Origin of the sequence: Arthrobacter sp. ISL-85 (assembly GCF_018613675.1) — a bacterium.
Taxonomy (GTDB): Bacteria; Actinomycetota; Actinomycetes; order Actinomycetales; family Micrococcaceae; genus Arthrobacter.
This window is the reverse complement of the sequence record NZ_JAGGPQ010000006.1, coordinates 157,154-180,612: the sequence shown is the minus strand read 5'-3', so window position 1 is coordinate 180,612 and position 23,459 is coordinate 157,154. Positions and strand designations below refer to the sequence as shown.

General features: G+C 65.6%; 20 protein-coding genes. 10 read left to right on the top strand and 10 right to left on the bottom strand.

What is annotated here, in order from left to right:
* Positions 1-47 precede the first annotated feature (47 nt).
* Entirely contained in the window at positions 48-1,100 is a 1,053-nt protein-coding gene (locus tag J7I84_RS05715; protein ID WP_214941813.1) for a tartrate dehydrogenase, read from the bottom strand.
* Positions 1,101-1,296: 196 nt separating this feature from the next.
* Here J7I84_RS05715 and J7I84_RS05710 point away from each other — a divergent pair, with 196 nt between their 5' ends.
* Together J7I84_RS05710 and J7I84_RS05705 are read left to right on the top strand one after the other, a co-directional pair.
* Complete coding sequence (locus J7I84_RS05710; protein ID WP_214941810.1) at positions 1,297-3,210, top strand: alpha-amylase family glycosyl hydrolase; 1,914 nt, start codon at positions 1,297-1,299, stop codon at positions 3,208-3,210.
* A 51-nt stretch (positions 3,211-3,261) separates the two neighbouring features.
* On the top strand, positions 3,262-4,116 hold the full coding sequence (locus tag J7I84_RS05705; protein ID WP_214941807.1) for a prephenate dehydratase: 855 nt from the start codon (positions 3,262-3,264) through the stop codon (positions 4,114-4,116).
* Here the strand turns inward: J7I84_RS05705 and J7I84_RS05700 are convergent.
* Complete coding sequence (locus J7I84_RS05700) at positions 4,089-6,011, bottom strand: FAD-binding monooxygenase (protein ID WP_214941850.1); 1,923 nt, start codon at positions 6,009-6,011, stop codon at positions 4,089-4,091. The two genes, J7I84_RS05705 and J7I84_RS05700, sit on opposite strands and share 28 nt — an antisense overlap.
* A 231-nt stretch (positions 6,012-6,242) precedes the next feature.
* Between J7I84_RS05700 and J7I84_RS05695 the strand changes: the two genes are divergently transcribed.
* From J7I84_RS05695 to J7I84_RS05670, 6 genes are read left to right on the top strand one after another with little or no spacing between them, the layout of a single operon-like run.
* Positions 6,243-7,706 (top strand): fumarylacetoacetate hydrolase family protein, encoded by a 1,464-nt coding sequence (locus tag J7I84_RS05695; protein WP_214941847.1) that lies wholly within the window; start codon positions 6,243-6,245, stop codon positions 7,704-7,706.
* Positions 7,699-8,379 carry a GntR family transcriptional regulator gene (locus J7I84_RS05690; protein WP_214941804.1) on the top strand — a complete coding sequence of 227 codons (681 nt, stop codon included), beginning with the start codon at positions 7,699-7,701 and terminating at the stop codon, positions 8,377-8,379. Before J7I84_RS05695 ends, J7I84_RS05690 begins: the two co-directional genes overlap by 8 nt.
* Before the next feature lie 53 nt (positions 8,380-8,432).
* Complete coding sequence (hpaE, locus tag J7I84_RS05685) at positions 8,433-9,947, top strand: 5-carboxymethyl-2-hydroxymuconate semialdehyde dehydrogenase (protein WP_214941801.1); 1,515 nt, start codon at positions 8,433-8,435, stop codon at positions 9,945-9,947.
* A 35-nt stretch (positions 9,948-9,982) separates the two neighbouring features.
* Positions 9,983-11,062, top strand: a complete 1,080-nt coding sequence (gene hpaD / locus J7I84_RS05680; protein ID WP_214941798.1) for a 3,4-dihydroxyphenylacetate 2,3-dioxygenase — start codon at positions 9,983-9,985, stop codon at positions 11,060-11,062.
* Between the two features lie 3 nt (positions 11,063-11,065).
* The gene (hpaH, locus tag J7I84_RS05675; RefSeq protein ID WP_214941795.1) at positions 11,066-11,851 is read left to right on the top strand and encodes a 2-oxo-hept-4-ene-1,7-dioate hydratase; all 786 of its coding nucleotides are present in this window, start codon (positions 11,066-11,068) and stop codon (positions 11,849-11,851) included.
* Positions 11,836-12,639, top strand: coding sequence for an HpcH/HpaI aldolase/citrate lyase family protein (locus J7I84_RS05670; RefSeq protein WP_214941792.1), 804 nt, complete (start codon positions 11,836-11,838; stop codon positions 12,637-12,639). The genes hpaH and J7I84_RS05670 overlap by 16 nt, the downstream gene beginning before the upstream one ends.
* Positions 12,640-12,722: 83 nt before the next feature.
* On the opposite strand, the gene J7I84_RS05665 is transcribed toward J7I84_RS05670, so the two are convergent.
* Positions 12,723-14,291: a right-handed parallel beta-helix repeat-containing protein gene (locus J7I84_RS05665; RefSeq protein WP_214941788.1), complete on the bottom strand. Its 1,569-nt coding sequence runs from the start codon at positions 14,289-14,291 to the stop codon at positions 12,723-12,725.
* A gap of 374 nt (positions 14,292-14,665) precedes the next feature.
* Here J7I84_RS05665 and J7I84_RS05660 point away from each other — a divergent pair, with 374 nt between their 5' ends.
* Positions 14,666-16,075: an aldehyde dehydrogenase family protein gene (locus J7I84_RS05660; protein ID WP_214941785.1), complete on the top strand. Its 1,410-nt coding sequence runs from the start codon at positions 14,666-14,668 to the stop codon at positions 16,073-16,075.
* A gap of 70 nt (positions 16,076-16,145) precedes the next feature.
* Here the strand turns inward: J7I84_RS05660 and J7I84_RS05655 are convergent, their stop codons facing one another.
* The 7 genes from J7I84_RS05655 to J7I84_RS05625 form a co-directional block, all read right to left on the bottom strand.
* Positions 16,146-16,532, bottom strand: coding sequence for a hypothetical protein (locus J7I84_RS05655; RefSeq protein WP_214941844.1), 387 nt, complete (start codon positions 16,530-16,532; stop codon positions 16,146-16,148).
* A gap of 195 nt (positions 16,533-16,727) precedes the next feature.
* On the bottom strand, positions 16,728-17,153 hold the full coding sequence (locus J7I84_RS05650; protein WP_214941782.1) for a heat shock protein transcriptional repressor HspR: 426 nt from the start codon (positions 17,151-17,153) through the stop codon (positions 16,728-16,730).
* A 15-nt stretch (positions 17,154-17,168) separates the two neighbouring features.
* Positions 17,169-18,140, bottom strand: a complete 972-nt coding sequence (locus tag J7I84_RS05645; protein ID WP_214941779.1) for a DnaJ C-terminal domain-containing protein — start codon at positions 18,138-18,140, stop codon at positions 17,169-17,171.
* Positions 18,141-18,456: 316 nt separating this feature from the next.
* On the bottom strand, positions 18,457-19,158 hold the full coding sequence (locus J7I84_RS05640) for a nucleotide exchange factor GrpE (RefSeq protein WP_214941776.1): 702 nt from the start codon (positions 19,156-19,158) through the stop codon (positions 18,457-18,459).
* A gap of 3 nt (positions 19,159-19,161) precedes the next feature.
* Positions 19,162-21,030, bottom strand: a complete 1,869-nt coding sequence (dnaK, locus tag J7I84_RS05635; RefSeq protein ID WP_214941773.1) for a molecular chaperone DnaK — start codon at positions 21,028-21,030, stop codon at positions 19,162-19,164.
* A 235-nt stretch (positions 21,031-21,265) separates the two neighbouring features.
* The gene (locus J7I84_RS05630; protein WP_214941770.1) at positions 21,266-21,562 is read right to left on the bottom strand and encodes a hypothetical protein; all 297 of its coding nucleotides are present in this window, start codon (positions 21,560-21,562) and stop codon (positions 21,266-21,268) included.
* Between the two features lie 92 nt (positions 21,563-21,654).
* Positions 21,655-22,404, bottom strand: coding sequence for a TetR/AcrR family transcriptional regulator (locus J7I84_RS05625; RefSeq protein ID WP_214941767.1), 750 nt, complete (start codon positions 22,402-22,404; stop codon positions 21,655-21,657).
* A 125-nt stretch (positions 22,405-22,529) separates the two neighbouring features.
* Here J7I84_RS05625 and J7I84_RS05620 point away from each other — a divergent pair, with 125 nt between their 5' ends.
* Positions 22,530-23,459 carry an NAD-dependent epimerase/dehydratase family protein gene (locus J7I84_RS05620; protein WP_214941763.1) on the top strand — a complete coding sequence of 310 codons (930 nt, stop codon included), beginning with the start codon at positions 22,530-22,532 and terminating at the stop codon, positions 23,457-23,459.

Below are 23,459 nucleotides of genomic sequence, written 5' to 3'. Positions count from 1 at the left end.
CCTAACGTCCGTGGTCAATACATCTAGGCGGCGTCTTTCAAGCGCAGCTACCGCAGCCGGCTGCGCACTTCCTTGGCGAACTCCAGCGTGGTGGCTGAACCGCCCAGATCAGGCGTGGCGATTCCGTCTGCAAGCGCGGATTCGAAAGCGGTTGCCAGGGAGCGGGCCGCCTCCACCTCTCCCAGGTGCTCCAGCATCATGGCCGCAGCCCAGAGGGCGCCTACCGGGTTGGCGATGCCCTTGCCGGCGATGTCCGGGGCAGAACCGTGGACGGGCTCGAACATTGACGGGTACCGGCGTTCAGGGTTCAGGTTGGCGCTCGGAGCGATGCCGATGGAACCGGCGACTCCTGCCACGAGGTCGGACAGGATGTCGCCGAACAGGTTGGACGCGACGATGGTCCGGACGCTGGTGGGCTTCATGACCAGCCGTGCCGCGAGCGCGTCGATGAGCACCTTGTCCACCGTGATGCCCGGGTACTCCGCCACTGTGCTGGCCACCACTTCGTCCCAGAACGGCATGGTGTGGATGATGCCGTTGGACTTCGTGGCCGAAACCAGGGTTCCGCCCCGGTTCGCTGCGGCCTCGGCCGCGTAGCGGGCCACCCTGCTGATGCCGGCTTTGGTGAAGACGCTCTCCTGGACGGCGAATTCAGCGTCCGTGCCCCTGCCGAAGCGGCCGCCGATCTGCGAGTACTCACCTTCAACATTTTCCCGGACCACCACGATATCCAGGTCCTCAAGGCCCGGCATCGCGCCCTTGACGCCGGGCAGCAGCTTCATGGGGCGAAGATTGACATACTGGTCGAATTCGCGGCGGATGGGAATCAGCAGTCCCCACAACGTCACGTCATCGGGGACGTCAGGGGTTCCGACCGCTCCCAGGTAGATGCCGTCACCGCTGCCGAGCTGCTCGATTCCGTCCGCCGGCATCATGCGGCCGGTCTTGATGTATAGATCGCTGTTCCATTCGCGGAGCCGCCAGTTGACGGTGAAGCCGTGCAGACCGGCGACGGCGTCCACGCAACCCATGGCTACCCCGGTGACGTCCACGCCAATACCGTCACCGGGGATCGCATCGATGGTGTAGGTCCGGGTCATGTTCGTCCAATCATTCGTAATTCGTGCGGTGCGTAAAGCCTAAGGGCACCAGGGAGGATCCGGCCTGAAGCAGCGACCGTCCAGCACCCGACGGCGCAACTTCCGTGCCGCCGTCGGACGCCTTTGAAGTGTGGCATGGAATACTTCGGTGCAAGCGCCGCCGGACGTACCGCCGGCGGCCGGAAGGGGCAGCGGCATGCAGGGGACCGTTAACGAGAACGAAGAAGCGCGCCAGTATGTGCTGTCCGCGCTGGCACGCGAGCGCAACATCGGCCTCGCAGCGGATCCGGACTTTGGCCGGCGCCTCGACCGGTACTTCCCCACGCTCCGCAGCCTGTTCCATTCGCTCTATGGCGGCCGTCCGGACTGGCTGGAGCAGCTGTCCGCCCTGGTGGTCCAGAGCGCACAATCCTGGCAGGAGCGGTCCCCGGAGTTGAAAGCCGTGGACGCCGAACGCGAGGCAACCCCGGACTGGTTCCAGTCCAACCGGATGCTCGGCGGCGTCTGCTACGTGGACCGCTACGCCGAAAGCCTGGAGGGAGTCCGTGACCGCATTCCGTACTTCAAGGAGCTGGGCCTCACCTACCTGCACCTGATGCCCCTGTTCCTGGCGCCCGAGCCGCACTCGGACGGCGGGTACGCGGTCTCCAGCTACCGGGAGGTCAACACCAAACTGGGCACCATGGAGCAGCTGCGCTCGCTGGCGGCCGAGCTGAAGGACAACGGGATCAGCCTGGTGGTGGACTTCATCTTCAACCACACCTCGGACGAGCATGAGTGGGCCCGGAAGGCAGCCGCCGGGGACCCGGAATACAGCGACTACTACTGGATCTTCCCGGACCGGACGCTGCCGGACGCCTACGAGGCGGACGTCCGGGAGATCTTCCCCGAGAACCACCCCGGATCCTTCATCCGGATGGACGACGGCCGCTGGGTGTGGGCCACGTTCCACACGTACCAGTGGGACCTGAACTACTCCAATCCGGCGGTTTTCCGGGCCATGGCGGCGGAGATGCTGTTCCTGGCCAACCAGGGCGTGGACATCCTGCGCATGGACGCTGTGGCATTCATCTGGAAGCAGCTGGGCACCCCCTGCGAGAACCTTCCCCAGGCCCACACGCTGCTCCGGGCCTTCAATGCAGTGTGCCGGTTGGCGGCGCCGTCGCTGCTGTTCAAGTCCGAGGCGATCGTGCATCCTGACGAGGTGGCGCTGTACATCGACCGCGCCGAATGCCAGCTGTCCTACAACCCCCTGCAAATGGCGCTCATCTGGGAGTCCCTGGCCACCCGGGACGTCTCGCTCCTGGCCCAGGCGCTGCACCGGCGGCACAACATCCCGGACGGCACTGCTTGGGTGAACTACGTCCGCAGCCACGACGACATCGGCTGGACCTTCGCGGACGAGGACGCGGCGGAATTAGGCATCAATGGCTTCGACCACCGCCGTTTCCTGAACTCCTTCTACGTGAACCGGTTTCCGGGCAGCTTCGCCCGCGGCGTCCCCTTCCAGGACAACCCCAAGACAGGTGACTGCCGCATTTCAGGCACGACGGCGTCCCTGTGCGGCATGGAGGTGGACCCGACTGAGGCGGTGGAACGGATCCTCCTGGCCCACTCGGTGCCCTTCAGCACCGGCGGCGTCCCGCTGCTGTACCTGGGTGACGAGGTGGGGCAGGTGAACGACTACGGGTACGCGTCCGAACCGGGCCACGAGGAGGACAGCCGCTGGGTGCACCGGCCGCACTTTCCCGCGGAGCAGTACGCCCGCCGCCTGGACCCCTCCACGCCGGAGGGCGCAGTGTACGCGGGCCTGAAACGGATGCTGGAGGTTCGGACCGCCACCCCGGAACTGGCCGGAACCACGCTGATCGACTTCGGCACAAACAACAGCTCGGTGCTGGCCTACCAGCGGCCGGGCGACGTGGAAGGCGACAGCACCATCCTGGCCCTGGCCAACTTCAGCGACTCCGCCCAGACCCTCCCGGCGGAAACCTTCGGCGGGTACTCCCCTGCCGCCGTCGACCTTCTGTCCGAAGCAGCCATGCAACTGGACGACGGAGTCACCCTCCTCCCCCGGCAATACCTCTGGCTGCGCGTCACACCGGCGTAGCACGCAGGAGTATTTTCGTATCGGACGCCGGGGCGTGAAACCATACGGATCATGGCCTCCAAGATTGCGTACCAGGGTGAGCCCGGCGCCAACTCCAATATCGCGTGTCAGCAGATGTTCCCGGACATGGAAAGCGTCCCGTGCGCAAGCTTCGAGGACGCCTTTGAGCTGGTGACCAGCGGCGAGGCGGAACTGGCCATGATCCCTATCGAAAACTCCATCGCCGGGCGCGTGGCGGACATCCATATCCTCCTGCCGCAGTCCAACCTGCAGATCGTGGGCGAGTACTTCCTGCCCATCCACTTCGATTTGCTGGGCATACCGGGCAGCACCATCGAAGGCGCCACCGAGGTCCACAGCCACATCCATGCCCTGGGCCAGTGCCGGAGGCTGATCCGCGAACACGGTCTCAAGCCGGTCATCGCCGGTGACACAGCAGGCTCTGCCCGGGAAGTGGCCGAGTGGAACGATCCCCGCAAGCTCTCCCTTGCTCCCCCGCTCGCAGCGCAGATCTACGGACTGGAGGTCCTGGCCTCCCGGGTTGAGGACGATCCCTCCAACACCACCCGCTTCGTGGTCCTGGCCCGGGAAACGGCGCTGCCGGCCCGGGAGGATCTTCCCGGACCGGCCGTCACCAGCTTTGTGTTCCGCGTCCGCAACGTCCCGTCCGCCCTGTACAAGGCGCTGGGCGGGTTTGCCACCAACGGCGTGAACATGACCCGGCTGGAAAGCTACATGGTGGGCAACGAGTTCGCCGCCACCATGTTCATGGCGGACGTTGAAGGCCACCCCGGGGACCTGCCATTAAAGCTGGCCCTCGAGGAACTGGACTTCTTCACCACCGAGGTGCGGATCCTCGGCGTATACGCCGCGGACGACTACCGGGCCGCCGCCGCAACCGCCTGACGCGGTGCCGCTGGCCCGGCCTTCAGCATCCGTTCGAAGAACGCGCCGAGCTCCGCGGTTGCCGCCAGCGGCAGGACGTTCGCCACGTACTGGTCCGGGCGGACCACCACCACGGCGCCGTTACGGTCGATGCCGCGCAGGTCGAAGATGTCCGCCTTGGGGTCCGTGGCGTACACCTTCTCGTAATCAGTCAGCTTGAACGGGCCCACCAACGGTTTGAACACGGCTGGCACCGCATTGATGTCGACGGCGGTGTGCGGCTGCTGGTAGATGACCTTCAGGTCGAACCACGCATCCACGTCGGCGCCGGCGGGCGTAGCTGCCAGCGGTGATTCCGGTGAGTTGGCGAACCACTCGGCGAGCACGTCCGTGGCGGAGTTGGAAGCGGGAAGCGCCGGGTCGGCGAAGACGTAAATCCGCCACCGCCCGTCGGCCGTGGCATGGTGGCCCAGGTGGAGGGGGTTGGTATCCCCCACCCGGACCACGGGCGCCGACTTGAAGCGCTTGCCCACGGGGAAGCCGGCGGCCAGGTCCTGGTGGTCGGCGCTGCCGACGATCAGGGACGGCGCGTACTGGGTCATGAAGCCGGCCGGGAATTCGGCGGTCTGCACGTAGAAATCCTCCAGGTCGGAGGGGTGCTCGAACTCCTCCGGCTTCTTGGCCATCATGGTGGACCATTCCTTGTCGAAGTCGATCAGGTTCCTGGCCACCACCTGCCGCTCCTCCGAGTAGGTGGACAGCAGGCTCTCCGGGCTGCGGCCCTCCAGCACATGCCCCAGCTTCCAGGCGAGGTTGAAGCCGTCCTGCATGGAGACGTTCATGCCCTGGCCGGCTTTGGCGCTGTGGGTGTGGCAGGCGTCGCCGGTGATGAACACCCGCGGAGTGCGTGTGCGGCGCTCCGCCGGCAGGACGTCGTCGAACCTGTCCGTCAACCGGTGGCCCACCTCATACACGCTGTGCCACGCGACGTTCCGGACGTCCAGCGTGTAGGGATGGAGGATGCCGTTGGCTTTGGCGATGATCTCCTCGATGGAGGTGTCGCGCACGGAGTGGTGGCTGTTCGGGTCAACTTCGCCCAGGTCCACGTACATGCGGAACAGGTGGCCGCCCTCGCGCGGGATGTGCAGGATGCTGCCCTTGGCACCCTGGATGGCGCACTTGGTCCGGATGTCCGGGAAATCCGTCACGGCAAGCACATCCATGACCCCCCAGGCGTGGTTGGCCTGGTCGCCGGCCATTGTGCAGCCGATCGCCTGGCGCACCTTGCTGCGGGCCCCGTCGGCACCCACTACGTACTTGGCCCGCACAATCCGGTCCTGGCCTTCGTTGGGTCCGGCGGTGTGGCGGAGTGTCACCGTAACGGGGTAGTCGCCCTCCTTGGCCACGGTGAGGCCCTGGAAGTCGTAGCCGTAGTCGGGCTTCATACGGGCGGGGGCGTTGGCCATGTATTCGGCGAAGTAGTCCAGCACGCGGGCCTGGTTGACGATCAGGTGCGGGAACTCGCTGATGCCCATCTCGTCATCCACGGCCCGGGCGGTCCGGATAATGTTCGCGTGGTTGGCGGGGTCGGGCTTCCAGAAAGCCATCTCCGTGATGCGGTACGCCTCGGCGATGATCCGTTCCGCGAAGCCGAAGGCCTGGAACGTTTCCACGCTGCGCGCCTGGATGCCGTCAGCCTGCCCAATGGCGAGCCTGCCGGGGCGGCGCTCGATGATGCGGGTGGTCACGTTCGGGAACATGGACAGCTGCGCTGCGGCAAGCATGCCCGCCGGGCCGGTGCCCACGATGAGGACGTCCACTTCGTCGGGAAGTTCCTCGGGGCGGTTAAGGCCGACGCCGGCTGCTGGCTGGACACGCGGGTCACCGGATACGTATCCGTGGTGGTGGAACTGCACGGGCTTCCTCACTTCGTTGTGGATGATTATCGCGGCGGTTGTGTTCTATATCGGAACAGAAGATTCGATAATCGAAACTATAAACTTGACTTCCACTGTACGCCGCATGTGATCCGGGCGACAAGTGTCATCGGTCAGGCCCTCAGAAGCCCCGAAAATCAGGGGTTGACGGGCCGCGCGGGATGGGTGATAGTCATCGTATACGATTTCGTACCTGATGAGGAGAAGGCTTTGGAGCAGGTCAACGGCGACACCCTGGCGGCGGCACGCAAGGTGATCGCAGTGCACATCAACTACCCCAGCCGGGCTGCCCAGCGCGGCCGCACCCCCGCCCAGCCGTCCTACTTCCTCAAGCCTTCGTCATCGCTCTCCCTGAGCGGCAGCGCAGTAGAACGTCCTGCCGGTTGCGAGCTCCTCGGCTACGAAGGCGAGATTGCTTTGGTCATCGGCAAGGCTGCCCGCCGCGTTTCGATCGAGGACGCGTGGAGACACGTGGCGGCCGTTACCGCCAGCAACGATCTCGGCGTCTATGACCTGCGCTGGGCGGACAAGGGCTCCAACCTCCGGTCCAAGGGCGGTGACGGGTTCACCCCCGTGGGCCCGGCACTGATTCCGGCAGACGCCGTAGACCCCGCCAGACTGCGCATCCGCACCTGGCACAACGGGGACCTGGTCCAGGAAGACACCACCGAAGACCTGCTCTTCCCGTTCGCCCGGCTCGTCGCGGACCTCTCCCAGCTCCTCACGCTCGAGGAAGGTGACATCATCCTCACCGGCACCCCCGCCGGGGCCTCGGTCGCGAAACCGGGTGACGTGCTGGAAGTGGAAGTGCAGACGCTCGACGGCGGCCTGTCCACCGGGCGGCTGGTCACCACGGTTGAGGAAGGCACGACGGCGTTTGCGGACTTTGGTGCCCGGCCCAAGGTTGATGACCTGCAGCGGGAGGAAGCCTACGGTTCCCGGGAAGCGGCGGGGCTGGCCGCCGTCGGCCCTGTCCTGACCCCGGAGCTGAAAGCCAAGCTGGAGTCCGTTGCCACCGCCACGCTGTCCTCCCAGATGCGCAAGCGCGGGCTGAACAACGTGAGCATCGACGGGCTGCAGGCCACCCGTCCGGACCGCCGCGTCGTCGGGCTGGCCCGGACCCTCCGCTACGTCCCCAACCGTGAAGACCTCTTCAAGACCCACGGCGGCGGCTTCAACGCCCAGAAGAAGGCCATCGATTCCGTCAATGAAGGTGAAATCCTGGTCATGGAGGCCCGGGGCGAAAAAGGCACCGGCACCGTGGGCGACATCCTGGCCCTCCGTGCCCAGGTCCGGGGCGCCGCGGCCATCATCACCGACGGCGGCGTCCGTGACTATACCGCCGTGGCCGGGCTGGACATGCCAACCTACTTCGCGAATCCCCACCCCGCGGTGCTGGGCCGCCGCCACATCCCGTGGGACACAGACATCACCATCGCCTGCGGCGGGGCCACAGTGCAGCCCGGCGACGTCATCGTGGCGGATTCCGACGGCATCCTGGTGATCCCGCCGGCCATCGCCGAAGAACTGGTGGAGGACTGCATCCAGCAGGAGAAGGAGGAAACCTTCATCTTCGAGATGGTCAAGCAAGGCAACAGCGTGGATGGCCTCTACCCCATGAATTCCGAGTGGCAGGCGCGGTACAAGGAATGGGCAGGCAACTCCAATGACTGAGGCCGTCGCTGACCTCTCCGCTGCCGCCGCCGGCAGCAAGTCCGAGCAGGCGTACCAGTCCGTCAAGGCCCGGATCGTGGAAGGCACCTACACGCCCGGCTACCGGCTGGTCCTCGGCAGCATCGCGAAGGACCTCGGCGTCAGCGTGGTCCCCGTCCGCGAAGCCATCCGAAGGCTCGAGGCCGAAGGCCTGGTGACGTTCGAACGCAACGTGGGCGCAACCGTGGCCGGGATCGACCCCACCGAATACCTCTACACAATGCAGACCCTCAGCATCGTGGAAGGCGCCGCCACCGCGCTGTCCGCCCCGCTGATCGATCCCGCGGCGGTGGCCCGGGCCCGCGCCGTGAACGAAGACATGCGGGAGTGCCTGGACCACTTCGATCCCGTCCGGTTCACCCAACTCAACCAGGACTTCCACAGCGTCCTGTTCGAGCACTGCCCCAACCCGCACATCCTGGACCTGGTGCATCGCGGCTGGAACCGGCTGGCAGCAATACGGTCCTCGACGTTCCGCTTTGTCCCCGGCCGCGCGCGCGACTCGGTCGAGGAACACGAAAACCTGCTGAAGCTTATCGAAACCGGAGCCGACGCAGAGCAGATCGAAAAAGCCGCCCGGCTCCACCGCTCCGCCACCCTGGACGCGTACCTGGCCCAGGCCAAGAACATCTGACGCTCCCCGAGGCCTCACGCCCAGATCCGTTACAAAGCAGTAAGGAAACAACAATGACGTTCACTGCAGAACAGACCGCCACGCATTACGTGCCGCAGGACCTGCCCACCCACATCCAGCACTACATCAACGGCCAGTTCGTTGACTCCGTGGGCGGCAAAACCTTCGACGTCCTGGACCCGGTGTCCAACCGGAACTACGCCACCGCCGCCGCAGGCCAGAAAGAGGACATCGACCTCGCCGTCGCCGCGGCCCGCGAAGCGTTCACCAAAGGCCCGTGGCCGAAGATGAAGCCCCGCGAGCGTGCCCGCATCCTGAACAGGATTGCCGACGCCGTCGAGGCCCAGGAAGCACGGCTCGCCGAATTGGAAACCTTCGACACCGGCCTGCCCATCACCCAGGCCAAGGGCCAGGCCCTCCGCGCGGCGGAGAACTTCCGCTTCTTCGCGGACCTGATCGTGGCCCAGTTCGATGACGCCATGAAGGTCCCCGGATCGCAGATCAACTACGTGAACCGCAAGCCCATCGGCGTCGCAGGCCTCATCACGCCGTGGAACACCCCGTTCATGCTCGAATCCTGGAAGCTGGCACCGGCCCTGGCCACCGGCAACACCGTGGTCCTCAAGCCCGCCGAGTTCACCCCGCTCTCCGCCTCGCTGTGGGCCACCATCTTCAAGGAAGCCGGCCTTCCGGACGGTGTCTTCAACCTGGTCAACGGCCTGGGCGAGGAAGCCGGCGACGCCCTGGTCAAGCACCCGGACGTCCCGCTGATCTCCTTCACCGGGGAAACCACCACCGGCCAGACGATCTTCCGCAACGCCGCCACCAACCTCAAGGGCCTCTCCATGGAGCTCGGCGGCAAGTCCCCGTGCGTGGTATTTGCGGACGCCGACCTGGACGCTGCAATCGACTCCGCCCTGTTCGGGGTCTTTTCCCTCAACGGTGAACGCTGCACCGCGGGCTCCCGCATCCTGGTTGAGCGTTCCATCTACGACGAGTTCTGCGGGAAGTACGCGGCCCGGGCCAAGAACATCGTGGTGGGCGACCCGCACGATCCCAAGACCCAAGTGGGCGCCCTGGTCCACCCCGAGCACTACGAGAAGGTGGCCTCCTATGTGGAGATCGGCAAGACCGAAGGCCGGCTCCTGGCCGGCGGCGGCCGCCCCAGCCACCTCCCGGAAGGCAACTACATCGCACCCACGGTGTTTGCCGACGTCGCGCCTGATGCCCGGATCTTCCAGGAGGAAATCTTCGGTCCCGTTGTGGCCATCAGCCCGTTCGAGAACGACGACGAGGCCCTGGCCCTCGCGAACAACACCAAGTACGGTCTGGCCGCCTACATTTGGACGCAGAACCTGACCCGGGCGCACAACTTCTCCCAGAACGTTGAAGCCGGCATGGTGTGGCTGAACAGCCACAACGTCCGGGACCTCCGTACCCCGTTCGGCGGGGTCAAGGCCTCCGGACTGGGCCACGAGGGCGGCTACCGCTCCATCGACTTCTACACCGACCAGCAGGCCGTGCACATCACGCTCGGTTCCGTCCACACCCCCAAATTCGGCGCCTAAGCGCCTGCGGCCCCTTTCAAAGAAGAGAGAATCCAATGACCGACTTCGTTCCCACCCCCACCGCCCCGGCGCCGGACATCGTCCGCTGCGCCTACATGGAAATCGTGGTCACGGACCTCGCCAGGTCCCGTGAGTTCTACGTGGACGTCCTGGGCCTGCACGTCACCGAAGAGGACGAAAACAACATCTACCTGCGTTCCCTTGAGGAGTTCATCCACCACAACCTGGTGCTCCGCAAGGGACCGGTCGCCGCCGTCGCCGCGTTCGCCTACCGGGTGAAGTCCCCCGCCGAGGTGGACGCCGCCGAGGCCTACTACCGGGAACTCGGCTGCCGGGTGGAGCGCCGCAAGGAAGGCTTCACCAAGGGCGTCGGCGACTCCGTCCGCGTGGAGGACCCGCTGGGCTTCCCCTACGAGTTCTTCTACGACGTGGAGCACGTGGAACGCCTCACCCAGCGCTACGACCTCTACTCTGCCGGGGAGCTGGTCCGCCTGGACCACTTCAACCAGGTCACCCCCGACGTCCCGAAGGGCCGGGCGTACCTGGAGGACCTGGGCTTCCGCGTCTCCGAGGACATCAAGGATGCCGACGGCGTCACCTACGCGGCGTGGATGCACCGCAAGCAGACCGTCCACGACACCGCCCTGACCGGCGGCAACGGCCCGCGCATGCACCACGTCGCGTTCGCCACCCACGAAAAGCACAACATCATCCAGATCTGCGACAAGATGGGCGCCCTGCGCATCAGCGACCGGATTGAGCGCGGGCCCGGCCGGCACGGGGTGTCCAACGCGTTCTACCTCTACATCCTGGACCCGGACGGCCACCGCATCGAGATCTACACCCAGGACTACTACACCGGCGACCCGGACAACCCCACCATCACCTGGGACGTCCACGACAACCAGCGCCGCGACTGGTGGGGCAACCCCGTGGTCCCGTCCTGGTACACCGAAGCCTCCCTGGTACTGGACCTGGACGGAAACCCGCAGCCGGTCATCGTCCGCGAGGAAAAGTCCGAAATGGCCGTCACCGTGGGCGCCGACGGCTTCTCCTACACCCGGAAACCCGAGGGTGAAGCTGCGGAAGGCTTCAAGCTGGGAGTGCAGGTCTAACAGATGCTGGAGCCGAAGACGATTGAGGCCATCGCGGATGAGCTGATGGAAGCAGGCCGGACCCGCACCCCTGTCCCCCGCCTGACGGCACGGTATCCGGACATGACGGTTGAGGACTCCTACGCGGTGCAGCAGTTGTGGCGCCGCCGGAACGAGGACGCCGGCCGGACCCTGGTGGGGCGCAAGATCGGCCTCACGTCCAAGGCGATGCAGGCCGCCACCGGCATCACCGAACCGGACTACGGCGCCATCTTTGACGACATGGTGCTGGAGACCGGCTGCTCGGTTCAGTGGGACCAGTACACCCATCCACGGGTGGAGGTGGAACTGGCGTTCGTCCTCAAGGACGGGCTCAAGGGCCCCGGCGTCACCATCTTCGATGTCCTGAAGGCCACTGACTACGTGGTTCCGGCGCTTGAGATCCTGGATTCCAGGATTGAGATGGAGGGCCGGACCATCGTGGACACCATTTCCGACAACGCCGCGATGGGTGCCATGGTGATCGGCGGCAACCCGGTGAAACCGGACGCCGTGGACCTGCGCTGGGTCTCCGCGATCCTCTACAAGAACCAGACTGTGGAGGAAACCGGTGTGGCCGCCGGTGTGCTGGACCACCCGGCCAACGGGGTCCACTGGCTGGCCAACAAGATCGCTGCCCACGGTGACGCGCTCAAGGCCGGGGACATCATCCTGGCCGGGTCCTTCACCCGCCCCATGTGGGTCTACAAGGGTGATACCGTCCATGCTGACTACGGACCCCTGGGGAGTGTGACATGCCGTTTCGAATAGAGGACACGTTCCGCTCCGCCCTCGCCGCGGCGGACCGTCCGCTGGCCGGCATGTGGGTGTGTTCCGGCAGCCCGCTGATCGCCGAACTCTGCGCCGGGTCGGGCCTGGACTGGCTCCTGGTGGACGCCGAGCACAGCCCCAACGGGCTCGAATCCATCCTCGCCCAGCTCCAGGCGGTCCACGGCTATCCGATCCACACGCTGGTCCGTCCGCCCGTGAACGACACCGTGGTGATCAAGCAGTACCTTGACCTCGGCGTGCAGAACCTGCTGATCCCCATGGTCAATTCCGTCGCCGAGGCTGAGGCCGCCGTGGCTGCCACCCGCTACCCGCCGCATGGTGTCCGCGGCGTGGGCTCGGCGCTGGCCCGCGCCGCACGCTGGAACCGGGTCCCCGACTATTTGGCCCGGGCCAACGACACCATCAGCGTCACCGTCCAGGTCGAATCGACCTCCGCCGTGGAGGCCGTGGAGGACATCCTCAAGGTGGACGGGGTGGACGCGGTCTTTGTCGGCCCGTCCGACCTCGCCGCCTCCATGGGCCTGCTTGGACAGCAGGAACACCCCGAGGTGCGTGCCGGCGTCGAACACTGCCTCTCAGCTGCCAAAGCGGCCGGCAAACCCGCCGGGGTCAACGCCTTCAACCCGGACACCGCCCAGCACTACCTCCACCACGGGGCCGACTTCATCCTGGTGGGCGCCGACGTCGCCCTCCTGGCCCGCGGCTCCGAAGCCCTCGCCGCCAAGTACATCAAACCGGGCGACGGCGGTGCGTCGGCCAGCTATTGACCTTGCCTCTCTAAGGCGGCGGGCTGGCCGGTACACATGTAGGGTGCGTCCCGGCCAGCTTTGTGGAACCTGCGGTGATACGCCTAGCGTGTCAACGTGTTCGCCACGAGCATCAACGTATCGGCGGCATATTCACTGATGTGCTTCTGCGACTGGGCCTGCAGTTCCTGGATGAAAGCTTCCAGTTCATGGTTCTGGAGTTTGTTCACGAGGCTGTCCCTCAGGCCAGGGTTGTCAATGTCACCCGAGCTGGCGTAAACAGTTACGAGCTTCTGCAGGGTTGCATAGGGATCGCCCTTATCCGCAAGATAGCCGAGGCCGTTCTTCTGCAGCACGCTGCCGGTCGCAGGCTTCATGAACGACACATCCGGGAGGGAGCCGTCGGCCTTTCTGGGAGCGGCCAGCTGCTGCATGTCGAGGCTCTCGAAGTCCCCGGCGGTCACATCAAGACCGCCGTTGATGGTCCACGAGTTGTTTGTCTCGTTTTCTGCCGGAGTGTTGTCGTTCGACGTCAACGCGCCAGAATAGGCCACGTTGTTGTGCAGGACTTCCCGGTACCCGGCAATGTTGTCTGCGCTGGTGGGGCTGACGCGCTCCAGCATGTTGAAGTTGGCGCCGTACCCCGGCTTGTAAGCAGTGTTGTTGATCCAATAGGCCGACTGGCCCGGCTGGTGGTTGGCGTAGAAGTTGTTGGCGCCGTTATCTGCAGCCAGGGAGTTGATGACCGTGTGGAGCGGAATGGGCTGGGGAAGTCCGGCAGTCCGGTACGCGTATCCCCCAACTTTGAACCCGTTCTGGTCGCCCACACCGTTCTGGTTGCCGTGGTGGCCGAAGGACCAGTCGTTGATGTAGGCAACCCGCCCTTCCGAGGTGATGCTGTCGAAGCCGTCGTCGCTGTTGTGCCATGCCCGGTCATTGATGAACCACACGTTCTTTGCGTGGGCACCGAACCCGTCCGTATTGCCCGCTGACTTCGCGGTGGGCCCAATGTTGTTGTACGCATCGCTGTTCAGTACAACCCCGGTTCCGTCCATCGTGTAGTAGAAGCCGATCGCTTCGTTGTCACGGGCGGTCATGTTCACGAAGTTGGCACCGCCGGCAATCCTGAAGGCCTCGGATTGCTTTTGGTCACCAACCTTGACGCCGGTTACATCGAATCCAACAAAGTTCACGTCGGCCACCTGTGTTTCCACGTAGAACGCAGCGACGCGCTGGTCGGTGGGCACGTTGCTGAAATCAAAGACAGGTCGGCCGTCCCCCGGGTACGCGGAATAGGTGATCCCGCTCTTGTTGATGTCATTGACGTAGTGATAGACGTCTTCGAACGGGTTGTTGGTTTCGGGTATTTCGAACTGGTTGTAGGTGCCGCCGCGGATGTAGACCACGTCTCCCGCTGCCGCCGCTGACTGTGCCTTCATCAGCGTTTTGAAGGGGGCGTCCCGGGTGCCCGGGTTGCTGTCACTTCCGCCCGGCGAGATGAAATAGGTATGGGAATCCGGGGATGGCGGCTTGAGGGCGCTCAGCACTGACAGGGCGGAATCCTGGGTGCGGTCCACCGGGGCCGCGTCAGCGGGGGCTGTGACGCCCAAGGCCCCCATCACGCAGGCACCGGCGACGGCAACGGCAACGGCTAGACGCTTCGAGTTTTTCACGGACAGTACTCCCTTGTATGTCGATTCATGGCGTACCCGGGTTCCCTGACGCCCAGCCACCCCAGCTTGGTGGGCAGAGTTCGGCGCCGTCCCGAAGATGAATCGATTCAAGCAGATGGAAAGCGCTTTCACAAGAGTTCGGCAGGCTTCCAGTGTGCACAATGGCCCACTTCTGGGGACGGCGCTCCGTAAGCAAGCGGCCCCACCGTGGATAGGGCTGTGAAAAGTGGGCCAGTCTGAATGGATGGGCCTTCGCTCCAGCGCAACTGTCCTGCGCACAAAGACAAGAGCCCGGGGCAGGGTGCACACCACACTTGGGGTAACCCGCTACGCCGTCCGGCTGGCGTCCTTGCCTACTCGAAGTGGAGTATCCGTTGGAAACCTATGATGCGCTCCTCGCGTCCATTGCCCCCGCTGCCGGCACCGGCCGGACCATCTTTGACCCGGCAACAGGTGAAGCCGTGGGCGAAGCCCCCATCCATGACCTCGAATACCTGGAAAGTGCCGTGGCCGCTGCCGTCGCCGCCCAGCCCACCTGGGCCGCCCTGGGCCACGAGGCCCGGTCGGCCGCGCTCCTGAAAGCAGCAGACGCCGTCGAACGCTCCGCCGAGGAACTCGCCCAACTGCTCTCCCGCGAGCAGGGCAAAACTCTCAACGGCCCCAATGCCCGTTTTGAAGTCGGCGCATGCGTTGCCTGGCTCCGCGCCACCGCCGGCCTGCCGTTGGAACCGGAAACGATTGTGGACGACGGCGAAACCCGCGCCGAACTGCACTACCGGCCCATCGGCGTCGTAGGCGCGATCGGCCCGTGGAACTGGCCCATGATGATCGCCGTCTGGCAGCTCGCCCCGGCCCTGCGGATGGGCAACGCGGTGGTGGTCAAGCCGTCGGAGTACACCCCACTCAGCGTGCTCGCCCTCGTCGAAACCATCAACGGAGAACTCCCGGGCGGACTCCTCACCGTGGTCTCAGGGGGCCGCGATGTAGGCGAAGCACTTGCCTCGCACCCTTCCGTAGGGAAGGTGATGTTTACGGGTTCCACAGCCACAGGCAAGGCAATCATCAGGTCCTCGGCAGAGACCGTAAAGCGGCTCACGCTGGAACTGGGTGGAAACGATGCCGGCATCGTCCTGCCGGACGCCGACCCCAAGGCCATCGCCCAGGACATTTTCTGGGGCGCGTTCCTGAACACCGGCCAGACCTGCGCAGCCCTCAAGCGCCTCTACGTCCACGACAGCATCTACGACGCCGTGTGCGACGAACTTACCGCCGTCGCCAAGGCCATGCCCATGGGCAACGGACTGGACGAGAACAACGTCCTGGGCCCGCTGCAGAACAAGGCCCAGTACGACATTGTGGCCAGCCTTGTGGAGGCAGCGAAGGCTTCCGGGGCACGCGTCCTCCTCGGCGGCAACCCGGACACCGGCCAGCCCGGCTACTTCTACCCCACCACCCTCGTGGCCGACATCGACAACGACAACCCGCTGGTGGCCGAAGAACAGTTCGGCCCTGCCCTGCCCATCATCCGCTATAGCACCATCGATGAAGCGGTGGAAAAGGCCAACGGGCTCGACGTCGGACTGGGTGCCTCCGTCTGGTCCCCGGACCTCGCCGCTGCCCGGGAAGTCGCAGCCCGCATCCAGGCCGGCACGGTATGGATCAACCGGCACGGCGCCGTTGACCCGCGCATTCCCTTTGGTGGGGCCAAGCAGTCCGGCTATGGCGTGGAGTTCGGCGTCGAAGGCCTCAAGGCGCTCGGCGTCCCGCAGGTCATCAACGGCTGACCGGGCATCCAGCGGCGGGGGCCCTGCAAGCCGACAGGCATGCAGGGCCCCCGTCTTGTTGCTTCCGTTGCTACCCCATGGCCGGGGCCGCGGACGTCCGCCCGGCGAACTGCCGCCGGGCCCAACGGGCGAGCTTCTTGCCCTTCCCCTTCCACCAGTTGTCCTCGTCCTTGTTGTAGTGGAACCGGAAGACGATGGCTACCAGCACGAACATGCCCATCACCACATCCACCCAGGACGACACCACCAGGGCGATGAAAACGGTCAGCGCGTTGGCCATGATCGATGGGATGGCCAACGTCCGGAACACTGTGCTGGCCACGTAGCGCCGGTGCGACCTCGGGACGGACAACTCGCGGACCATGTCGAAGCAGACGCACACCACCACAATGGTTTGCCCGATGGCGAGCAGGACCTGGCCCGGCAGCGAGCCGCTGAAGGCAGCCACGGCTGCCATCCCCGGGCTCACGGCCGGGCCTTGCTGTTGAGACCTTTGCTGAAAACTTTAAACACGGAAAACCCCCAGAACTTGCGGAACACCGCCGCTGACCGGCGATGGTTCCATTCAAGTTTCAGGGGGCTTTTCCGTCACGAGTAGTGGGTACTCTAGTTTCGCCGAACGCAGGAATGCGGTACTTACAGCCGGGGCTGTTTACTGCCCGAGCGCCCGGGGCCGCCACAGCATGACGGCCTGGGACCTCGGCCGGGGCCGCTGCCCGCGGGCCAGGCTCACCACGTCACCGGCTGCCCCGGCAGCAAAAATCCGGGAGTCCACCGCCCTTGGACGGCGCCCGAGTTCCTCGGTGAGTTCCGAGACCCGGCTTTGGAGGGCGGCCACCTGGTTTTCAAGCTCCAGGATGCGCTTGATCCCCTCCAGCGACACACCTTCGTGGGACAGCCGCTGCACTTCCCGCAGCATGTTTACGTCACGCTGCGAGTAGCGCCGGGACTTGCCAGGGGCCCGGCTGGGCTTGACGATGCCGAGCCTGTCGTACTGCCGCAGGGTTTGCGGGTGCATATCCGCCAGCTCGGCCGCCACGGAGATCACGAAGATCGGCTGGTCAGCGCTGATGTCCACGGCTCACCTCCGCTCCTAGAGCCGGGCCTTGGCCGCCAGGCCTCCACGGACATCCGCCGACGACGTTGCCTCGGCGAATGCCTTGACCGCAGCTTCGGCATCCTTGTTGAGATTCTTGGGAACCGCGACGTCGATGGTCACCAGCAGGTCGCCGGTGGCCTTGGACGTCTTCACCCCTTTGCCCTTGACCCGCAGCGTGCGGCCCGACGGCGTACCCGCCGGAACGCGCACCTTCACCGTGTCGCCGTCGATGGTGGGGACTTCGATGTCTGCTCCCAAAGCAGCCTCCGGGAAGGAGACAGGTACGTGGATGCGGAGGTTGTCGCCGTCGCGCGTGTAGAAGGCGTGGGGTTGGACGGAGACGGACACCACCAGGTCACCGTTGCCGGCGGCACTGGGCTGGCCCTTGCCGCGCACGCGGACCTTCTGGCCGTCCTTGATGCCGGCCGGAACCCTGACATCAATGACTTCGCCGCTGGGCTCGCGCAACCCGATGGTGGTCCCACGGATGGAACCGGCAAAGGAAATGCTCGTGGTCGCGGTACGGTCGGCGCCCTTCTGCGGTGTGCGCTGGAAGCCGGGTGCACCACCAAAGCCGCCGAAAAGATCTGCGAACTCAGGCGGGATGCCGCCACCGGCAGGGTTGAACCCGCCCGCGTGGCGTCCGGTGTTGCCGGTGAAGAGGCCGCCGAACATGTCCTCGAACCCGCCGTTGCCGCCGGCGGCGCCGCCCGGAGCAAACCGGGCCCCGCTGCCCATGGCCCGGATGGCGTCGTACTGCTGGCGCTCATCGGGATCCGAAAGCACCGAATAAGCCTCGGAGATGTCCTTGAACTTCTTCTCGGAAGCAGCGTTCCCCGCATTCGTATCAGGGTGGTGCTGCCGCGCAAGCTTCCGGTAGGCCTTCTTGATATCGGCTTCGGAAGCGTCCTTGGCAACACCAAGGATCTTGTAAAAGTCCTTGTCCACCCAATCCTGGCTAGCCAATGGCGTTTCCTTTCTTGTACTTACTAAAGCTCTACACGCTGCATGGGCCCCCGCCCCTACGCCGGGTGGCAGGGATCTGCGATCCCCAGCCACCCGGCTCCGATAGGCCCGATGCCACTCCCGGGGCCCATGCAGCGCTCCGAGCTTGTGGTCATCTCACCTTAGGTGACACGACGGGTGAGCGACGGACGGATAAGGGGCCCGGGAGTGGCTTCGGGCCTGCCGAAGCGTGGCGGCTTAGGTCCGTAGGACCAAGCCGCCACGCGTAGGGTCGGGGCCCCTTATCCGTTCGGCGCGACGTGAGCGGCTAACCGGATTAAGCCGGAACCGCGACGATGACCTGGGCTGCGCGGAGGACGCGGTCTCCTGATTTGTAGCCTGAGCGGAGTACCTGGCTGACGGTGTCAGCCTCGATGTCTTCGCCGGGCTGCTGGATCAGGGCCTCGTGGATGGTGGGATCAAACTCCACGCCGGTCTCGTTGATGCGGACCAGGCCGTAGGTCTTCAACGCGTTCTCCAGTTTGGTGGCGATCGCGGCGAAGGGACCGTCGGTCAGGTCTCCGTGCTGCCGGGCGGCGTCGACATCGTCCAGGACCGGGAGCAGGGAGTTCAGGACGCCGATGACGGCCATTTCCCCTGCCACGGCGCGGTCGCGTTCAACGCGCTTGCGGTAGTTGACGTACTCAGCCTGGAGGCGGAGCAGGTCGTTGCGCAGTTCGGCTGCCTCGGCGTTGCCGCCCGCCCCTGCCGGAGCCCCCTGGGCCACGGATTCCTCGGCGGGCACGTCCACGCCGTTGAGAATCTCCTCGGCCTGGGCCAGCGCGTCGCCGTCGGAATCCGCTGCCCCGGCCTGGGACCCGGCTCCCGGGGCGGACTGGCCGCCCTCGGGGTGCCGGGCCTGGCCGGTCACGGGGTCAACCTTGCGGTTGTCCCGGATGACCGGCTCCTGCCCGTTGCCCTGCGTGTTCTGCTGGCCGGCAGATGCGTTGTGCTCTTCCTCGTTACCGTGGTGCGGCATGGTTTACTTCTTCGCTTCGTCTTCGTCGATGATCTCGGCGTCGACGATGTCCTCGTCGGAGGAACCTGCCGAAGCTCCAGCGGCACCCTCAGCGCCGGGAGCGCCTGCGCCGTCCGGGGAACCGGCCTGGGAGTAGATGGCCTCGCCGAGCTTGGTCTGGGAAGCCTGCAGCTTCTCGAACGCGGACTTCACCGCGGCGTCGTCGGTGCCTTCGAGGGCCTTCTTGAGGCTGTCGACGTCGGCCTGGACCTCGGTCTTGACCTCCTCGGGCAGCTTGTCCGCGTTGTCGGCGATCAGCTTGTCCACGGAGTAGGCCAGCTGCTCGGCGGTGTTGCGGGTGTCGGTCGCCTCGCGGCGGGCCTTGTCCTCTGCGGCGTGTTCCTCGGCGTCACGGACCATGCGGTCGATGTCTTCCTTGGAGAGGCTGGAACCACCGGTGATGGTCATGGACTGTTCCTTGCCGGTGCCCTTGTCCTTCGCGGAGACGTGGACGATGCCGTTGGCGTCGATGTCGAAAGTGACCTCAACCTGCGGAACGCCGCGCGGAGCCGGGGCGATGCCGGTCAGCTCGAACGTGCCCAGCGGCTTGTTGTCCCGGGTGAACTCGCGTTCGCCCTGGAAGACCTGGATGGCCACGGACGGCTGGTTGTCGTCAGCGGTAGTGAAGGTCTCGGACCGCTTGGTGGGGATGGCGGTGTTGCGTTCGATCAGGTGCGTCATGACGCCACCCTTGGTCTCGATGCCGAGGGACAGCGGGGTGACGTCGATCAGGAGGACGTCCTTGCGCTCACCCTTCAGCACACCGGCCTGCAGGGCCGCGCCAACGGCGACGACCTCGTCAGGGTTGACGCCCTTGTTCGGCTCCTTGCCGCCGGCCAGTTCCTTGACCAGCTCGGACACGGCGGGCATACGGGTGGAACCGCCAACGAGAACGATGTGGTTGATGTCGAAAAGCTTGATGCCGGCTTCCTTGATGACGTCGTGGAACGGCTTCTTGGTGCGCTCCAGCAGGTCCTTGGTGAGGTCCTGGAACTTGGCGCGGGTCAGCTGCTCGTCCAGGTGGACCGGGCCGTCGGGCGTGACGGACAGGTACTGGAGGGAGACGTTGGTGCTGGACGAGGAGGAGAGTTCCTTCTTGGCCTGCTCGGCTGCTTCGCGCAGGCGCTGAAGGGCGATCTTGTCCTTGGAGAGGTCGATGCCCTTCACCTTGAGCTGGTTCAGCAGGTAGTCAACAACCCGCTGGTCCCAGTCATCGCCGCCGAGGCGGTTGTCACCGGCGGTGGCGCGGACCTGGATGGTGGAGAAGTTGTCTTCGTCCTTGCCCACTTCCAGCAGGGAGACGTCGAAGGTACCGCCACCGAGGTCGAACACCAGGATGAGTTCGTCTTCCTTGCCCTTGTCCAGGCCGTAGGCCAGGGCAGCAGCGGTGGGTTCGTTGACGATGCGCAGGACGTTCAGGCCTGCGATCTCGCCGGCTTCCTTGGTGGCCTGGCGCTCGGCGTCGTTGAAGTACGCCGGGACGGTGATGACCGCGTCGGTGACCTTTTCACCCAGGTAGGACTCGGCGTCGTTCTTCAGCTTCATGAGGATACGCGCGGAGATTTCCTGCGGGGTGTACTTCTTGTCGTCGATGGCGACGGTCCAGCCGGTGCCCATGTGGCGCTTGACCGAGGCGATGGTGCGGTCGATGTTGTTGACGGCCTGGCGCTTGGCGATCTCGCCAACCAGGACCTCGCCGGACTTGGAGAATGCAACGACCGACGGCGTGGTGCGGCCACCCTCGGCGTTGGCAATAACGGTGGGCTCGCCACCTTCGAGAACGGAGACGACGGAGTTGGTGGTTCCGAGGTCGATACCTACTGCACGTGACATGTGTTGCTTCCTTCTTTTCTTGGAAACTGGTTGGCGCCCTAAGTATTGAGCGTTCTGCACTCAACTTTACTCAGGGCGCCAACGATGTCAATCCAAAGTTGAGCGGAGTTCACTCAACTTTGCGTGCGGTGATAGGTGGGAGGCCCGGGATTCCTTGTCATTCCAGGCCTCCGGGCGCAGGATTACGACGGCGGCGGGCCAGTTCGCTATGGGAGAACGGTTGCGCCGGGCTGCTTCACCGCTCCGTATCCCGGTCGCCGTGAAGCGGGCCACGCTCTTCTGCGGTGCCCTGCACCTGGCCGTCTGTGAGACCTTCACGGATGGCATTCTCCGTCCTGGCCCCGCCCGTGGCGCCGGCGTCGCCGTAGTCGCCTTCCTCGTATTCGCCGTCCGCCGCACCGCGGTCGGGCTCGTTGATCGTGCCGGCGTTGCCGTAGTCGCCGTCCACGTACTGCCCGCCTTCCCCTTCAAGTCCGGGGGCGCTGCTGCCCTCGCGGGGCTCCTCGGCTGCAACTTCAGGATTCTCAGTCATGGTGCATCTCTCCTTCGAGGCTCCGCGTCCATGCGGGCGCACTGGCAGTCTACCGACGGGGCGGGCGCACCAACAGGGCTTTGGCTGCCGTATCAGGGGGCCTGCGCCGGCAGTCCGGCGACACCCGCGAGGACGGCAAGATGGTGCTCGAAGAGCTCGGCGGGGGCCGTGAAAGTGTCCGGGCCGTACTGGTTGAACACCTCGAAGCTCACGGCACCGAAGAGGGAGCTCCATACCAGGACGCCCCGCGCCACCAACTCCTCCGGGACGGCCAGTCCAAACCCCGAGCGGATGGCCGCCAAATCGGCAGCGAGGGCAGGGGGCAACTCCAGCGATCCGCCGGCGGGAACCGATAGCATGCCGTCGCGGCAGGCAGCGTCCAGAATGCTGATCAATGCGAGGATGACGCGGGTGCCCGGCCCGGTGGTGCGCTCGGCCGGAGCGTTGTAGCCGGGAACCGGACTGCCGAAGAGGAGCGCGTAGCTGGCCGGCTCACGCAACGCCCAAACCCGGACGGCCCGCCCGAGTGCCAGGAAGCGGGCAGTGTGGCCCCCCTCCGGCACTGCCGCTACGGCGGCATCCACCTCATCGCCGAGCTCACCGAAGGCATCGATAAGCAGCAGCGTGAGCAGCTCGTCCCGGCTCTCCACGTAGCGGTAGACGGCGGAGGACACTACTCCCAGGTCCCTTGCCACGGCTCGCAGGGAAAGCGCCGCCGCACCATGCGTTGCCAGATGCCGACGGCCCAGGCGGACAATATCCGCCACCGTCCGGGTCCTGGCCCGCTGCCGGGGCGTCAGGGGCCGGGGTTGGTCGGAGGTCCTCGCGGGGGCGTCATCCATGGCTCCAGCATGCCACAAGCAAGAGCGGTAGCAACAAAAGAGAGCAGTGCTCTTGACTTTGCCACTCACGACGAGCATTCTGGTTTTCGAGAGCACTGCTCTCACTGACTGAAAAGGAGACGGAAGTGCCTGACCTATATGTGGTGACCGGAGCGGGACCGGTGGGGTGGACGGTCGCAGAACAGCTGGCCGAACAGGGACGCCAGGTGCGCATCCTGACCCGATCGGGCAGCGGGCCTGAACACCCGCTGATTGAGCGCATCAAGGGAAACGCGAAGGACCCCGCAAAGCTCCGGACGGTTTTCGCCGGCGCCAAAGCCGTCTTCCACTGCATCCACGGATCGGCGTACACCGCCGCTGCATGGAGGGCAGAGCTCCCGGCCGCCGAGCAGGCGGTACTCAGCGTGGCGCAGGAGGTGGGGGCCGTCGTCGTCTTCCCCGAAAGCCTCTACTCCTACAGCGAGCCGGACAGCGTGATGGCCGAGGGCAGCCCACGCCGGGCCACCGCGGGCAAGCGGGGCGTGCGGACGGAACTGCTGCAGGCCCGCGAGGACTCAGCCACGCCCACGGTAAGCGTGGTGGCCGGCGACTTCTTCGGCCCGCGGGTCCGGATGGCGCACGCCGGCGAGCGCATGGTGGCTCCTATCCTTGCCGGAAAGAACGTCAGCGTGATGGGAAGCGCCGGCCAACCGCACTCGTTTACCTACGTGCCGGACCTGGCCAGCGCCATGATCGCAGCAGCCGACAGGCCGTCCGCCTGGAATTCTGTGTGGCACGCTCCCACCGGGCCCGCGCTCACCCAGCGGGAACTGGTCGATGCCTTCGCCAAAGCGGCCGGACGGCCCTCCCCCAAAGTGCGCGTCCTGCCGGGCTGGGCACTCCGGGCAGCGCAGATTTTCTCGACCGATGCGCGTGAGCTGGCAGAGACGGCATACCAGTTCGAACGGCCTTTCGTGATGGACTCGAGGGCCTCCCAGGCTGCGCTCGGGGTCAGCCCAACCCCCCTCCAAACGGCAGCTGCCGCCACCGTGGAGTGGTGGCGGCAGCAGGGTTAG